12 protein-coding genes are annotated in these 14751 nt (G+C 67.3%); 5 read left to right on the forward strand and 7 right to left on the reverse strand.

Annotation, left to right across the window (positions count from 1 at the left end):
• Window positions 1-193: 193 nt before the first annotated feature.
• Window positions 194-1510, forward strand: coding sequence for a family 1 glycosylhydrolase (locus D5S18_RS19520; protein ID WP_120042492.1), 1317 nt, complete (start codon window positions 194-196; stop codon window positions 1508-1510).
• Window positions 1511-1636: 126 nt separating this feature from the next.
• On the opposite strand, the gene D5S18_RS35795 is transcribed toward D5S18_RS19520, so the two are convergent.
• Together D5S18_RS35795 and D5S18_RS19530 are read right to left on the reverse strand one after the other, a co-directional pair.
• The gene (locus tag D5S18_RS35795) at window positions 1637-2314 is read right to left on the reverse strand and encodes a hypothetical protein (RefSeq protein WP_147404028.1); all 678 of its coding nucleotides are present in this window, start codon (window positions 2312-2314) and stop codon (window positions 1637-1639) included.
• 379 nt (window positions 2315-2693) lie between these two features.
• Window positions 2694-3398, reverse strand: a complete 705-nt coding sequence (locus D5S18_RS19530; RefSeq protein WP_120042494.1) for a TetR/AcrR family transcriptional regulator — start codon at window positions 3396-3398, stop codon at window positions 2694-2696.
• A gap of 132 nt (window positions 3399-3530) precedes the next feature.
• Here D5S18_RS19530 and D5S18_RS19535 point away from each other — a divergent pair, with 132 nt between their 5' ends.
• The 4 genes from D5S18_RS19535 (at window position 3531) to D5S18_RS19550 (ending at window position 8635) form a co-directional block, all read left to right on the forward strand.
• Entirely contained in the window at window positions 3531-4460 is a 930-nt protein-coding gene (locus tag D5S18_RS19535; RefSeq protein ID WP_120042495.1) for an NAD-dependent epimerase/dehydratase family protein, read from the forward strand.
• Between the two features lie 77 nt (window positions 4461-4537).
• Window positions 4538-6259, forward strand: a complete 1722-nt coding sequence (locus D5S18_RS19540) for a GMC family oxidoreductase (RefSeq protein ID WP_120042496.1) — start codon at window positions 4538-4540, stop codon at window positions 6257-6259.
• Between the two features lie 204 nt (window positions 6260-6463).
• Complete coding sequence (locus tag D5S18_RS19545; RefSeq protein WP_120042497.1) at window positions 6464-7645, forward strand: MFS transporter; 1182 nt, start codon at window positions 6464-6466, stop codon at window positions 7643-7645.
• 117 nt (window positions 7646-7762) lie between these two features.
• Window positions 7763-8635 carry a polysaccharide deacetylase family protein gene (locus D5S18_RS19550; protein ID WP_120042498.1) on the forward strand — a complete coding sequence of 291 codons (873 nt, stop codon included), beginning with the start codon at window positions 7763-7765 and terminating at the stop codon, window positions 8633-8635.
• A gap of 42 nt (window positions 8636-8677) precedes the next feature.
• Here D5S18_RS19550 and D5S18_RS19555 read toward each other — a convergent pair whose 3' ends face one another.
• From D5S18_RS19555 to D5S18_RS19570, 5 genes are read right to left on the reverse strand one after another with little or no spacing between them, the layout of a single operon-like run.
• Complete coding sequence (locus D5S18_RS19555; protein WP_120042499.1) at window positions 8678-10813, reverse strand: hypothetical protein; 2136 nt, start codon at window positions 10811-10813, stop codon at window positions 8678-8680.
• Complete coding sequence (locus D5S18_RS19560; protein ID WP_158607905.1) at window positions 10806-11606, reverse strand: glycoside hydrolase family 16 protein; 801 nt, start codon at window positions 11604-11606, stop codon at window positions 10806-10808. Before D5S18_RS19560 ends, D5S18_RS19555 begins: the two co-directional genes overlap by 8 nt.
• Complete coding sequence (locus D5S18_RS34930) at window positions 11603-12187, reverse strand: hypothetical protein (RefSeq protein ID WP_158607906.1); 585 nt, start codon at window positions 12185-12187, stop codon at window positions 11603-11605. The genes D5S18_RS19560 and D5S18_RS34930 overlap by 4 nt, the downstream gene beginning before the upstream one ends.
• A gap of 47 nt (window positions 12188-12234) precedes the next feature.
• A complete protein-coding gene (locus D5S18_RS19565; protein ID WP_120042501.1) occupies window positions 12235-13476 on the reverse strand; it encodes a hypothetical protein in 1242 nt (413 codons plus the stop codon).
• A complete protein-coding gene (locus tag D5S18_RS19570) occupies window positions 13473-14750 on the reverse strand; it encodes a lipopolysaccharide biosynthesis protein (protein ID WP_120042502.1) in 1278 nt (425 codons plus the stop codon). Before D5S18_RS19570 ends, D5S18_RS19565 begins: the two co-directional genes overlap by 4 nt.
• Window position 14751 lies beyond the last annotated feature (1 nt).

Raw genomic sequence — 14751 nt, forward strand, 5'->3', positions numbered from 1 at the left:
GGGATGTTTTTATAGGATCGATAGGGGGGTGGACGCCTAGGGCTTTTGGTGGTTGCCGGGGGGATACGGGTCTCTATATAAGACGGGGGTAGGTACTCCCCTGGGCTGCCGAAGCCCTCGGTCGCATGGGCCGCTCCCCTACCCCTAATGTTGCTGTCGATCAATCGGACTCGGGCCGGCCTAGGCTGGGGCGATGCGATCACGAAGTCGTCGGATGCTGGCCGCGTTCACCGCGGCGGGGACGGCGCTGGTTCTCGGCGCCTCGCCCGCGGCGGCCCGCTCCCCCGCGCCCGATCGAGTCGCGCCGCTGGGGGCGGAATTCCTCTGGGGTGTGGCCGCGTCCGGGTTCCAGTCGGAGGGCAGCGCGCCCGACAGCAACTGGACCCGCTACATCGCCGCGGGGAAAACCGATGACCCGCTGCGCGATTCGGTCGACTTCTTCCATCGCTACCGGTCGGATATCGAGCTGGCGCGGGAGCTTGGCGTCAAGGTCTATCGGATCGGGATCGAGTGGGCGCGAGTGCAGCCGCGACCGGGCGAGTGGGACGAGGACGGACTTCGCTTCTACGACACGGTGATCGCCGCGATCACCGACGCGGGCATGCGGCCCATGCTGACGCTCGACCACTGGGTGTATCCCGGCTGGGAAGCGGAGCGGGGCGGCTGGGCGAATCCCGACATCGTGACCGACTGGTTGGCCAACGCGCGCACGGTCGTCGACCGCTTCGCCGGGGCGAATCCGCTCTGGGTCACTTTCAACGAACCGGCCTTCTATCTGGTCAACGAGATGCGCAACGGCGGTCTGCCCGTGGCCGCCGCGCCCGCGATGGTCGACCGAATCGCGCAGGCGCACAACGCCATCTATGACTACATTCACACCAAGCAGAACGCGGCCATGGTCACCAGCAATGTCGCCTACATCCCCGGCGGTGCGGACGACCTGATCTCCGGCTCGGTCCTCGACCGCATCGCGAACAAACTCGACTACATCGGTATTGACTACTACTACGGCCTCTCCCCCGACGCCCTCGGCTTCGATCCCGCCGATTCCTGGCGCAATCCGCTGCAGCCGGAGGGCATTTACTATGCGCTGGACCACTATTCGCGCAAGTTTCCGGGAAGGCCGCTCTACATTGTGGAAAACGGAATGCCCACCGAGAACGGCCGCCCCCGCCCCGACGGTTACCGCCGGGGCGACAATCTGCGCGACAACGTCTATTGGTTGCAGCGCGCCAAAGCCGACGGAATGAATCTCCTCGGCTACAACTATTGGAGTCTCACCGACAATTACGAATGGGGCTCCTACACACCGCGTTTCGGCCTGTATACCGTGGATGTGCTGACGGATCCGACGCTGACCCGCAAGCCCACCGACGCGGTGCCCGCCTACGCCGCCATCACCCGCGCGGGCGGCGTTCCCGCCGACTATCGACCTACCAGGGAGCCGAAGAACTGCTCACTGGTGGCTCCGGTGGACAGTTGCACCGATCCGGTCCGACTGCCCGGCTAGCCGAACGGACGGTGCGGATTCGGGATCGTCGCGCAGGGATGGGGCCGAGCCGACACCTGACCCGGCCCCACGACGATCACCTCCCTCAGTGATCGGCACCGACCGGTCGAAATACCTTGGGCCTGCTCAGTTCGTCTTGGGTGGCTGAGCGACCCCCGGCGCCGCGGCGCCGCCGATGGTCGTTGTCGTGAAGGTCGGCTTCGGGTCCGGGTAGCAGGAGATCGGGACGTCCAACGGACCCAGGACGGTATCCACGTTCGAGGTGAGCGTCATTCCCGCGTCGGCGTAGCTGGTCCCGGCGTAGGTGCTGGTGATGGATCCCGAGGCGCCTGCGGTCACATTGATCGTTTCCGCGGGCAAGGTGAAGCTCGCGCCACCCGCGATCGGTCCCGCCACGTTCAGTGCGATCTTTCCTCCTGAGGTGTCGATGGTCGCCGCCACGCTGCCACCCGAGGCGGTGGCCGAGACGAAGGTGGCGCCCGCCGGGTACGGCGTGATCACTTGCAGATCGTGAATGTTGTTGACGTTGAAGCCGTTCGAACTGGCCGGCACCGCGGTCGCGAGCGGGGTCAGTTTGATCGTCACCGCCGAACCGCCTGCCGCGGAGGTCGGTGCGTCACCGGCCACCTGCGCGGTCAGCGTCGAAGTCTGGTCTACACCGAAAACGGTTCCCTGGCACTGCCAGGTGATGGTGGTCGTCCCCTGGGGGACGGCACCGGCGGGCGAGGCCAGACACCAGGTCGCCGCGAGGGCGACCGGAGCTGCGGCGAGAACGCGAATGCCGACAGACGGAATGGATTTCATGATCTTCTTCTCCATAACTCTATAGCGGGTGGCCGAGTTTCTCGGGAAAACCGGCCCTCGCTATCAACTGGAGCCAGAACTGTAACCCGTTCCTACTCTTTTGTGGGACATTTCTCCTCTTTAGTGACTTTGGGACATTTCACAATAAGTTGATCATGAATTCCTTGAATAGGCTTATGTAGCAGCCATTTTCATGGACATACGGTCAAGCCCTGGCGCAGCGAGCAGGCACGGCACACTTGAGACATCGCCGGGATCTACCCCGTTTGAACGGTTTCACATAAGAACGTGTTGTAGTTCGCAAATCTGTAAAACCTCGCGGTCAGCGAATTCATAGATATCGCCGAATCCCGGTCGTCGGACCACCCCGGAACCGGGATCAGACGCCGCCGCGGTAGCCGAGCAGATCGAGGATGGCGTCGAGATGCAGTTCGTAGACTTCGGCGCGGTCGGCGAAGGTGTCCGCGCCGTACATGTCGAAGACATCGAAGTTGACCGCGCCGAAAAGACTGGACCAGGCGGTAATTCCCCGTGCGATGAGCCAATCGGGCAGATCCAGGCCGAATTCCGCGCGGATCCCGGCGAAATTGCCCGCGAGAGATTCGGGAACGGTGACCGGGCGCGTCGGTTCGGCAAGCACGCCCTGCCTGTAGGCCGCATCGATAAGGCCCATCAGAGTGACCACCACCCGAATGCCAGGGGCGACGGTCTGTTCGGCAGGCGCTTGATAGCCGGGGACGGGAGTGCCGAAAAGCAGTCCGTAGCGGGCCGGTTCGGACAGCGCCCATTCGCGCACAGCGCGACCCAGGACCCGGATGCGCTCGATCGGGTCGGCGGGGGCCGCGTCCAGGGCGGCGTCGACGGCGTCGCCGAGGTCGGTGTAGCCGTCGACGACCAACAGGGTGAGCAGCTCGTCGCGGCTGCTGACGTAGCGGTAGACCGCCGAGGAGACCACGCCGAGGTCACGCGCCACGGCGCGCAGCGACAGGGCGGCGGCCCCATGACTGGCCAGGTGGTCGCGGCCGATGCGCACGATATCGGTCATGGTTTGCGCCCTGGCTCGGGCGCGCGGGGTCGTTGGCATGTCCCAAGGGTGCCGATCAGCGAGAGCGATGTCAACAATCGTGAGCACTGCTCTTGACTTGGCGCGGGCAATGCCGCATGCTCGAAAACAACTGAGAGCGTCGCTCTCTAAAATGACCCGGAAGGACAGCTCATGCCGGAACTGCACGTCGTCATCGGAGCCGGACCCGTCGGCGCCACCATCGCCGAACAACTCGCCGCCGCAGGTGCGCGGGTTCGCGTCCTGACCCGCTCGGGCAGCGGACCCGAACATGCCCGCATCGAGCGGCGCGCGGTGGACGTGTCGCAGCGGACCCGACTCTCGGGCCAGTTCGATGGCGCGCGGGCCGTCTACCACTGCATGCACACCTCCCGCTATGTCGCGGCGGACTGGTGGGCCGAACTGCCCCCGACCGAACAGGTCGTCATGAACGAGGCGGAGCGAGCGGGCGCCGTGGTCGTCTTCCCCGAGAGCCTCTACTCCTACGGCCCGGTCCGCGAACCGATGCGCGAATCCATGGACCGGGCCGCGAACTTCGGCAAGCCCGCGGTGCGGGTCGCGCTGCTGAAGGCCAGGGCGGAGCACCGCGCGCACACGGTCAGCGTCGCCGCATCGGACTTCATCGGACCGCATGTGCACACCGCGCTGGCGGGGGACATCATCCTGCGACCGCTGCTGGCCGGAAAGCGGATCAGGACCATGGGGGATCTCGACGCGCCACACGCCTTCACCTACATGCCGGATCTGGCGGCGGCCATGATCAAGGCGGCGAGCGATACGGCGCTGTGGGACAGCTTCCTGCACGCCCCGACCGCGGCGCCCATCTCCCAGCGCGAACTCATTCGCCGCTACGCCGACGCGGCGGGCGCCGGCGCGCCGAAGGTCTTCGCCGCACCGGGGTGGCTGCTGCGCGCCGGCGGGTGGTTCAACACCGATATGCGCGAGATGGCGGAAATGGTCTATCAATTCGAGCGGCCGTTCACCCTCGACTCCACGGCGAGCGAGGCACGGCTCGGATTCGGACCGACCCCCTTCGACACCGTCATCGAAACGACCGTCGCCTGGCGGCGCGAACAAGTGTGATCCCCAGTTCCAGATACTTCGCTACTCGGGAGTAGTGTTACCCCGGTCACCGTCGACACCGGATGAGGAGTTGCCAGATGGACCAGCGAACAACGGATTTCGACGTGCTGATCGTGGGCTCCGGATTCGGCGGCAGCGTCACCGCGCTGCGGCTGGTGGAGAAGGGTTACCGGGTCGGGATCCTCGAGGCCGGGCAGCGCTTCGCCGACAACGAACTCCCCAAGACCAGCTGGGATCTGCGCAAGTTCCTTTGGGCGCCCAAACTGGGCTGCTTCGGCATCCAACGCATCCACCTGCTGCGCGATGTGCTGATCCTCGGCGGCGCGGGCGTGGGCGGCGGCTCGCTCAACTACGCCAATACCCTCTACGTTCCACCGGAGCCGTTCTTCCAGGACCCGCAGTGGCGCTCGATGACGGACTGGCGCGCCGAACTCACCCCGTACTACGAGCGGGCGCAGCGGATGCTCGGCGTGGTCCGCAATCCCCACATGACACCCGCCGACGAGGTGTTCAAGGCGGTCGCCGAGGATATGGGCGTCGGCGACACCTTCGTGCAGACCCCGGTCGGCGTCTTCTTCGGCGAACCGGGCAAGACGGTGCCCGACCCCTACTTCGGCGGTGTCGGCCCCGAGCGCACCGGCTGCGTGGAATGCGGCGACTGCATGGTCGGCTGCAAGTACGGCGCGAAGAACACCCTCGTCAAGAACTACCTCTACCTGGCCGAACAGGCCGGGGCGCGCATCATTGCGATGAGCACCGTCACCGCCGTGCGTCCACTGCCCGACGGCACCTGGGATATCGCCGCCGAACGCACCGGCGCGTGGGTGCGCAAGCGGCCCACCACCTACACCGCCCGACACGTGGTGCTCGCGGCGGGCACCCGAGGCACCCAGCAGTTGCTGTTCGCCATGCGGGACAAGGGCGTACTGCCGAAGCTGTCGGACCGGCTGGGCGTGCTCACCCGCACCAATTCCGAATCCATTGTCGGCGCCGCCACCAAGAAGGTCGCGCCAGGGACGGACTTCACCAAGGGTGTGGCGATCACCTCCTCCATCCACCCGACGCCCGACACCCATATCGAACCCGTCCGCTACGGCAAGGGCTCCAATTCGATGGGCCTGCTGCAGACCCTCATGGTGGACGGCGGCGGGCGGTTGCCGCGCTGGCTGCGTTTCCTCGGACTCGTGCTGCGGCATCCGGCCCAACTGCTGAGCTTCCTCAGCACCAAGAACTGGAGCGAGCGCACCATCATCTGCCTGGTGATGCAGCACCTCGACAATTCCATCACCACCTACACCAAGCGCGGACTCTTCGGTCGCAAGCTCAGTTCCAAACAGGGCCACGGCGAACCCAATCCGACGTGGATCCCGGCGGGAAACGAGGTCACCCGGCGGGTCGCGGACAAGATCGGCGGGATTCCCGGCGGCAGTTGGGGCGAGATCTTCAATATCCCGCTCACCGCGCATTTCCTCGGCGGCGCCGCGATCGGCGCGGATGCCGAGCAGGGCGTGATCGACGGCTATCACCGGGTCTTCGGGTATCCGACACTGAGCGTGGTGGACGGTGCGGCGGTATCGGCGAATCTGGGGGTCAATCCGTCGCTGACCATTGCCGCGCAGGCCGAGCGGGCGGCCGCCTACTGGCCCAACAACGGTGAGCAGGACACGCGGCCCGAGCAGAGTGCGGGATATCGGCGGATCGCGCCCGTCGCGCCCAAGAATCCGGCGGTTCCGGTGAGTTCGCCTGCGGCGCTGGTTCTTCCGATCGTCGAGATTCGCGACGAGCAGACGCCGGTCTGACAATGTGTTGACCCCGGTTGTTAGGGTGGGGTCGTGAATCTTCCGGAGTCGGAAAGAAGGTAGCCGCTCGGCCGTATCGGCCGGGCGGCGTTGTGAAGACAGGTGCTCGCGGCGGCAGGTGTTGGCCGCGCGGGTGTTTCGCAGCGCCGACAGGTTTTCGCGAACCGATTCGGGCGTTGCGCCCTGTCTTCCGGGAGATTCTTCATGCCCACAGTGGTATTCGTTTTGGCTGTCGCGGTATTCGCGCAGGGGACATCCGAGTTCATGGTGTCCGGACTATTGGATCCGATCGCGGCGGATCTGCAGGTTTCGGTCGGGCGGGCCGGGTTGCTGACGGCGCTGTTCGCGGTGGGGATGGTGCTGGGGGCGCCGCTCATGGCGATGGTCGCCGGGCGGTGGTCGCTGCGGTATTCGGCCTGCGCCTTTCTGGCGCTGTTCGGCGTGGTGCACGTCATCGGTGGCGTGGCAACGGATTTCGGGGTGCTGCTGGCCACCCGCGTGGTGGCGGCGTTCGCCAACGCCGGATTCTTGGCGGTGGGGTTGGCGGCCGTACCCCGTTTGGTGCGAGCCGATCTGGTGGGGCGGGCCGTTTCCGTCGTGGTCGCCGGAGTTACCGTGGCCTGTATCGCGGGAGTGCCCGCGGGCACCGTACTCGGGCAGGTGTTTGGTTGGCGGGCCGCGTTTTTCGCGATCGCGGTGCTGAGTGCCGCCGTGTTGGTGCCGGTGTGGATGTTGATTCCGGCGCGCGGGGTCGATTCCCGTGCCACCGCGCAGGTTTCGCTGCTGCGGGAGTGGGCTGTGGTCCGAACCCGCACCGTCGGTGTCGGACTCGTGGTCGGTGCGCTGTGCAATGCGGCCACCTTCGCCGGCTTCACCTACCTGGGCGCCGTCGCCTCCGAGGCCGCCGGTACCCGTTGGGTGCCGATCGTCTTGGCGCTGTTCGGGATCGGCTCCTTCCTCGGGGTCGTGCTCGCCGGGCGGTTCACCCAATTCGATGACCGCATCGTCTTCGTGGGGACGGCCGGGCTGATCGGTATCTGGTCGATCGCGGCCCTGAGTGCGCACCTGCCGGTCGGCGTCGCGATCATGGCGGCGGTGAGTGGCGCGGTCGCCTTCGCGGTCGGATCCACCTTGATCGGCAAGGTGATTCGAGCCGCCTCTCCCGCCGCGCCGCGGATCGCCGGGGCGCTGGGACCCACCGCGTTAAATGTCGGGGCGATCCTCGGGCCTACGCTCGCGGGCATCGTGGTCGATCACACGGGGCAGGTCGGCGCCGCGTTCTGGGCGAGTGCCGGACTCGTCGCCCTGTCGGGATCGGTGTTGCTGATCGGGTGGCGGGGTCGGGTGCGGCCCGACGCGCGAAAGATGCTCGTGGACAGCGAATAGACGGCTCGGCGCGGTGTCGTGCGGGGCACAAGCCGAGCGCTCGACACCGTGTATGCGCTACCTCACACGAAACCCCCTTTGACCTTCACATCGGTGTCAAGGTTTGAGGATGTCCGCATGAGCAAGGACCTCACACTCTACGACTACAGCCCCATCACCGCGCGCGAGCCGATCCACTGGCCCGATGGCAAGCGCGTTGCCTTCTACGTCGGACTCAATATCGAACACTTCTACGTCGACCTTCCGGGAACGGCCACCTATGCGGGGACGACGGAGCTGACTCCGGACTCGCTCAACTACGGTTGGCGCGACTACGGACCCAGGGTGGGTATCTGGCGACAGATCGAACTGCTCGACAAGCACCGCATCCGGGCCAGCGTGCTGCTGAATTCCGATGTGGGCGACCGGTATCCGCAGATCATCGCCGCGGGCCGGGAGCGGGACTGGGCCTGGTTGGCGCACGGCAGCAGCAACAGTCACCTGCATACCGACCTCACGATCGAGCAGGAACGCGTCGCGCTGCGCGATATCGTCACGACCATCGAGCGGACCACCGGCGCGCGCCCGCGCGGCTGGATGGGTCCGGCGCTCACCGAAACCTTCAACACCCCGGAGCTTTTGGCCGAACTCGGTGTGGAGTACGTCCTCGACTGGACCAATGACGATCAGCCCTACGCGCTGAATGTGCCGGGCATGCTGAGCGTGCCGTACTCGGTGGAGCTCAACGATATCGGGATCTTCCTAAGCAAGGGACTCACCGGCCCCGACTTCGTGCGGATCGTGAAAGACCAAGTGGACCAGCTCTACGCGGATTCCGCCGACAGCGGTCGCGTAATGGCCCTGGCCCTGCACCCCTTCGTCACCGGTCAGGCCTTCCGGCACCGCTACCTCGACGAGGCATTGGAGTACGTCGTCAATCATCCCGGCGTGTGGACGACGACCAGCGACGAGATCGCCGCACACTTCCGGCGGACGACCAGCGGCTCCTGATCCGGCCCGACGCCGGCCGAGTCGGAACCGGATCGGCCGGCGTCAGGGAGTGTGGGGGCCGGTGTAGTGGTAGAGGGTGTAGTCGGAAGTGGACGTGGCGGTCCAGGTGGGGCTGCTCCGAAGTTCGGATTCGAGGGCGGGGAGGGTGGTCGGCGGGAGGTAGCCGTAATAGTGGATGGCGGTGGCGGATTGGGGGGTGAAGATGATGTAGGTATCGCCAGGGGTAGTCGCGGCGAGGTGGGAGACAGCGGCGGCGAGGGCGGCCGGATCGGAGATCGTGAGAAGGTCGGGGCGGGCGATCAGTGGGGTATCGAAATCTTTTGTGACAGTGGCCGGTTGGGCATAGTCGGCAGTAGTGCGAGTCGGGAACCCCGCGCCATAGATGGGGACTATGGCTGCGGGAGTAGCTATTCGGGACATCATGCTGTTCGCGGCCGCGATCTGAGAACGATGTTCGATGACGATCGACCATAGGCCGAAGTAGGACTGAAGAGACGCCAGTACCGCCAGGAATGTGCCTGTTGTCGCTATGACTGTTCGCGCTCGGCGCGTATTCCGTCCGTGCCGTGGCGATCGGGCCACGAATTTGACCAGGTATGGCGCGGTGAGGATCGAGATTCCGGGCACGGCGTAGAGGAAGACTCTGAATATGGCTTCGCCACCGTAACTTTGGCCACCCAGTAGCAGGATCGAGGTGAACGCCAGCACCATGGCGATCCAGGTGGGCTTGTGGGCACGCCAGAGCGCGATGGCGCAGACTATGGCGAGCAGGACGGCGGCGGCGGTCAGGGAGCGGCAGGTGGTCGAGGTGAATTGTTTCGCGGCCGTGCCGATCAGGGTGACATTGCCGGTGGCGTTCTTGGCCGGGTCGAACCCGGAGAACAGTCCGTAGGGGGCCACGACCGGCAGGCGGGGCACGAGGTAGCCGACCAGGATGGCGAAATAGGGAATGGGTAACCACCATGGCTTCGTGCGTCGGGTGAGGGTGAGCAGCACGACCACCCCGAAAACCCAATAGGGCGTGAGCTGGTGGGTGACCACGAGAGCGGCGAATAGGGGGATGGAGAGGTAGGCCATCGGCCGGGAGTGGCGGGCCGCGATGACGGCGGCCAGGACGCCCAGCGCCAGCACCAGACCCGTGGCCTGCGGCGAGAAGTAGTCCTGGCCCACCCAATTCAGCAGTTCGGCGATCATGGCGGCTGCCAAGGCGATTCGGGCGCCCCAACCGATGATCCTGGCGATCGAGAGGACGCCCAGTGCCAGGAGAATATGCACGAACGGAGCGAAGAGGTGGGCGATGGTGAGCGGGCTCAGACCGGTGAGATCGCCGAACCAGGCGGTCGCGCCGAAGAAGCCGGGCCAGAGGCCGTAGATGTCGACCGAGGCGGGCGGGACCGTCTCGTAGCGCTGGATGAAGTCGACAACACCGATGTGTTTGTAGGTCCACTCGTAGATCGGCGCTTCGGTGATGAGGGTGACGGTCAGACGCTGGATCACGATGACCGCCAGGATCGCGAGAAGCGCGGTGCGCAGCCGGTATTGCCGCAGCGCGGCCAGGAAGGCCCAGACGACGGCCACGCAGCACAGCGCGAGCACGATTCCGAGCGGGGTCGCCAGAAGTCCGTACTCCCCCACCCCACTCGGACGCAGCAGGGCCACTCCCCCGGCCCAGACCGATAGGGCGATGATCGTCGCCGACAGTGGTCGATTGCGCGGGATCGCCTTGACGGCCTCGCGAATCCCGGCGTGCCGCTGTATCTTCCGGACACCGATATGCTCGCGGATCTGGACCGGTTCCAGTGCCACAGCCCCCGGTCCGCCCCGACCGGGGAGGATGGATCTCCCGATCCGAAAACCCGTTCGGTGGGGAGAACCGTGCACGCCGGAATAGACCACCAGCGCGACCAGGGCCAACTCCAAACCGACACTCGGCCAACGATGGAACCACAGCAGGATCGAGGTGGCGCCGATGGCCGTGGCCAGGCCGACGGTGGGGATGATGATCGGCGCTATGGCGCGCGGCACCGAAACCCAGTGCCGGAGCGCCAGTCCCGGTCCGGTGAGGAGGAAGGCCGCGAGCAGCAGCGCTTTCGGTGCGGCCGAGAGCGGGGCGAGGGCGAGCAGACCGCACGCGGCCGACAGCAGCGTCGGCAGGGTGCGGCCAGTGGGATCAGCCACCGGTGACGTGCACGCTCGCGACCGTCATGACGGCTGGGAAGGCGGTATCGGGACCGACCGGGCCGGGCATCGTGCCGCCGAGGGCCAGATTCAGGACGAGGTACATGGGTTTGTCGTAGACCCACTGTTGGCCGGGTTGCAGGTCGTCGGGTGTGAGGGTGCGCAGCACGGTGCCGTCGACGCCGAAGGTGATGGAGTTCTTGGTGCGCTGGATCCAGTAGTCGTGGAAGTCGGTGGCCACGACCGGGGCGGAGCCGGTGACCTCGTAGGGGCCTACCGGAGCGGGACCGTGTGCGCCGTAGAGCATGGCGGAACCGTCGTCGATGACCTCGGCGACATCGATCTCGCCCGCGGCGGGCCAACCGACCTGGCCGATATCTGTGCCGAGGGTCCAGAAGGCGCCGTGCAGGCCTGCGCCCGCCGGGAATCGGAGGCTGGCGTCGGCGCGGCCCTCGGTGAAGGCGAATTTGCCCTGTGTGGTGAGGCGGGCCGAGGTAATGGCGCCCGGCGTTGGTTGCTGGGCCACGATGAGCAGGTGGCCCGAGCCGTCGAGGCGGGAGTTGTCGCGGGAGTCGGTATAGACCTGGGCCTCACCATTGCCCCATCCGCCGCCGCCGAGGTCGTAACCCCACTTGCTCGGGTCGGGGGCGCTGCCCGCCGGGCCTGCGAAGGTGTCGTCGAATCGGGTCGGGGGTTCGGCGGCGGCGACGTCGCCCGCAGTAGTGGCGGCCGTCGTCAGAATGCCCGCCGCGATCACAAAGCCCCAGCGGCGCAGGGATTTCCGCACGTTCATACAGCACCTCCGATTGTCGAGTGCGGCCCACGCGGGCCTGCGATGGTCAGGACGAATCCGAGGATTCCGGCATAGCAGGCCACGCGTTCGATTCCGCCGTGGCCGAGTCCGAGGGTCCACCCGCTGACCGACAGCAGGAACGCGGTCAGTCCGAGGAGGCTGAGCAGGCCGGCGAGGGCGCGGCGGGTGACACCGAGGCGCAAGTCGTCGGTGACTGTGCCGAGGGTGGCGAAATTGGCGCAGGCGCAGAAGGTGGCGATGCCCAGGGTGTGCGCCTGCCAGTGCCGATCGACGTGCGCGAGGGCGGCCAGCATCATCCCGACGCCGGCCGCCGCGTAGCACGCGGGCCAACTGATCGCCCGCGTCCTCGACCATTGGCGGGCCGCGCCGAAGACGAACGCAGCGCCGAGCAGCGCGAAGGAAATGTTCATCAAATATGCTGTTGCCGTGCAGGATTCGTCGCCGTGCTCGCCGCAGAACGGCACCCCGAGCTCGCCGAGCGCGTCGGCGGCGTAGCCGTAGTGACCGTGCCAGCTTCCGGCCACCAGGAATTCGACGACGAAGACCTGAAGTGCCGCCACCGCCACGAGGTTCGCGACGGCGGAACGTGGAGGGGCCTGGGTGCCGATCACGAGGCCCGTCCCAGCGGTATTCGGTGTCCCTCGGGCGGCCAGGTGGTCAGCGCGGCGAGCGCGGCCTGCACCGCGGCGGGTTCGAAGACGTTCGCGTGGTAGGTGGCCGTGATATCGAAAACGGTGCGCCGCCGCATGACGGTGCAGGCGATGAGCTCCGGATGCGCGGGCTCGACGAAGGCCACGTAGGTGCCGAGTGCGCCCGAGCGCCACGGTAATTCGCTCAAGCCCGCTCCGCAGTGCAGATAGCTGGCTCCGAGCCGGGCGCGCGGCGTCTCCACCACCGAGGTGGGCAGGCGCACCTCGCGCACACCGGACCGGCGGTCGCGCAGCACCTGCGCGGCCATGGTGGCGAGGGGTTTGCCGGTGGCCCCGGCCCCGACCATGGCGCGATGCAGCGCCGCCGGGTCGTCGGGATCGGTGGGGCGCAGCTCGACGCCCGCCACGAAATTGCCACGCACCCGGCTGTTTTCGGGCAGGTATCGGCGGCAGTCGTAGACGACGGTCATCGCGTCGTCGGTGCGGATGCCCGCCGCGCCGAGTTCGGCGTGCAGCCGGGCGAAGAGGACGGCGGCCAGCGAGACGCCGGGCATGGTCTTTTCGCGGTAGCGTGCGAGTCGCACGGCTGCCTCGGGGTCGATGGTGGCGTGCGCGAGGGCGGGTTGTGGTCGCCAATCCCGCAGTGGCCGCGGACTTTCCGCGCGGGCCGCGGCCGGGGCGCCGCGCAGCAGTCGCACACCCTCGGCGAGTCGCGACGGTTCGGCAAGAAAGTGGCCGAGCGCAGAACGCAGCAGCGGATTGCGGGTCTCCTTGCCGCCGAACCACTTTCGCACCTCGGGATGTTCGGTCCCGGCGGCCAGCGCGACATTGGTCATCTCGATCAGTCCGCCGTCGCCGAGTCCGTGACACATATCGACGAACAGGTAGTCGCCCGCCAGGGTGAGGGCGATCGGCGGTTTGGGCGCGCGATCGGCGGCGAGTTCGGTCAGGCGCGCGTCCACCTCATCGGGAGCGCACGGCGGGGCCACCGAGACGCGCGGTGCGCCCGCCTCCCGGTCGAAAGACCAGTGGCGCGCACCGGGTTCGGGGACGAGGCCGATGCGGCGGTGCGGGGCCATGAGATCGCGCAGGGTCCGTGCCAAAGCGGCGGGTTCGCGAAAGCTCAACGGCCCCAACACGGTGATCATTCTGCTGTGGGCCTGCAGCAGGTCGCCGGTGCGTATCCGGTGGGTGGTCACGGCGAAACTCCTTCATCGACTGGGTCGTTCAATATCCGCGCGAGCGCGCGCAGCAGGGGGACCGCGACCAGGGCGGCGCTGAGGGCCTCGGCCGCCGCGCAGGCCCAACCGACGGCGGTGATACCCCCGGAGCCGGTCCAGGCCAGTGCGCCGAGGAGAATGGTCACGGTGCAGACGATGCGTGCGACGATGGCCAACCGCAGCCGCCGTCGCACGCGCGAGATTCCGTCGTAGAGCACCCCGACGGCGGCGAGCGGGATGAAAAGCGCCGCCAGCCGCAGCAGATCCGTGCCCTGCGCCCGGTATTGCGGCCCGACCACTTCGAGCAGCAGCGGCGCGGCCAGGAGCAGCGCCGAGCCCGCGACGGCGGCCGCGCCCACGAGTCGGACGAAGCGAATCGTCAAGGTGCGCAACTGTTCGGTATGGCTCGCCGCCTCGGCGACATAGGGTCCGCCGAGCATGGTGATGGTGACCAGGATCGCGGTCACCAGCGACCAACTCACCGTGAAGTAGGCGTTGGCGGCGCTGCCCAAACGGCCGAGAACCACGAGCGGCACGATCAGCGGTGCGAGCGCGTTGATCACGACAATGCCGTAGGAGCCCAGGAAATAGGCCGCCAGTTCGCGCAGCGGCGGCAGCGCGATCGAACGCAGGTAGCGCGGATCGGATCCGATCCGCCGCCGCACCGCCCCGGCCAGCCAGCACACGCTCACGGCGGCGGGCGCCACCCAGCACAGATACAGCACCGGGCCGCGCGCGCCGAACGAGAACGCGATCAGCAGCACGAGTTTCGCGACGGCGTGCCAGGTGTTCTTGGCCGCCGCCCACCGGCCGACGCCGAGCCCGTTGAGCAACTGGTCGAACAGCGCGAACAGTGCGAGAAATCCGGTGCCGACCACGAATTCGACGGCGGTGGCCGCGCTCGGGAACATGGCGCGCGGGCCGAGCCACACCAGGCCGAGCGCCAGCAGCGTCGCGAGGGCGACCACGGCGGCGCAGCCGCGCCGCACCAGTGCCCCCGCGTGCGTGCCCGCACCGGGCAGGAACCGCTCGTACATCGATCCGAGGCTCAGATTCGACAGCGTCGACAGCAGCACCGAACTGGTGATCAGCGCCGCGCCGACGCCGAGTTCCCGCGCCGGATACAGCCGGGCGGCGACGGCCCAGAAGCCCAGGCCGAGCACGGCGGTGGCGATATTCGCGCCGAGCAGGGCCAGCGAGTTGACCCGCAGGTTGGCCGCGGCGGCGGCCGGGCGCGTCGCGAGGGCGGTCACG

The sequence above is a fragment of the Nocardia panacis genome, assembly GCF_003598715.1.
In the GTDB taxonomy this organism is placed as follows: domain Bacteria; phylum Actinomycetota; class Actinomycetes; order Mycobacteriales; family Mycobacteriaceae; genus Nocardia; species Nocardia panacis.

What these genes read in the sequence shown, in the direction of transcription:
- D5S18_RS19520 (WP_120042492.1), top strand. Translation starts at nt 194, where the DNA reads ATGCGATCACGAAGTCGTCGGATGCTGGCCGCGTTCACCGCGGCGGGG.
- D5S18_RS35795 (WP_147404028.1), bottom strand. Translation starts at nt 2,314, where the DNA reads ATGAAATCCATTCCGTCTGTCGGCATTCGCGTTCTCGCCGCAGCTCCG.
- D5S18_RS19530 (WP_120042494.1), bottom strand. Translation starts at nt 3,398, where the DNA reads ATGCCAACGACCCCGCGCGCCCGAGCCAGGGCGCAAACCATGACCGAT.
- D5S18_RS19535 (WP_120042495.1), top strand. Translation starts at nt 3,531, where the DNA reads ATGCCGGAACTGCACGTCGTCATCGGAGCCGGACCCGTCGGCGCCACC.
- D5S18_RS19540 (WP_120042496.1), top strand. Translation starts at nt 4,538, where the DNA reads ATGGACCAGCGAACAACGGATTTCGACGTGCTGATCGTGGGCTCCGGA.
- D5S18_RS19545 (WP_120042497.1), top strand. Translation starts at nt 6,464, where the DNA reads ATGCCCACAGTGGTATTCGTTTTGGCTGTCGCGGTATTCGCGCAGGGG.
- D5S18_RS19550 (WP_120042498.1), top strand. Translation starts at nt 7,763, where the DNA reads ATGAGCAAGGACCTCACACTCTACGACTACAGCCCCATCACCGCGCGC.
- D5S18_RS19560 (WP_158607905.1), bottom strand. Translation starts at nt 11,606, where the DNA reads ATGAACGTGCGGAAATCCCTGCGCCGCTGGGGCTTTGTGATCGCGGCG.